The following is a 279-nucleotide window of genomic DNA, read 5'->3' as shown; positions in this document are numbered from 1 at the left end:
ATGCTTATCTGCGCCATCGGCTGGCAACGGCGGGGTGTGAGCGTCAGGTGTTTGATGAAGCCGCGGCGAGCATTATCTGCCGGGGTTGCGGCGGTATTCCTCGTCTGATCAACAGTGTTGCTGACCGCGCTTTGCTGGGAGCCTATGCCCGGGGTGATAACGACGTTCATGCTCCGGTTGCACGTCAGGCGCTGGTCGAGGTGTTGGGGGATACAAGCCAAGCCGCGATACCCAAAGTCCGTACCCGCAGATTGCCCGGTGCTGCGCTGGCAGGGGCTC

1 pseudogene is annotated in these 279 nt (G+C 62.0%); it reads left to right on the top strand.

Annotated elements, in window-relative coordinates:
* Positions 1-279 (top strand): annotated as a pseudogene (locus Q4563_RS19475) (ExeA family protein); the annotation flags it as partial.

The organism is Gilvimarinus sp. 1_MG-2023 (assembly GCF_030548285.1).
This window is presented reverse-complemented; position numbering and strand designations above follow the sequence as displayed.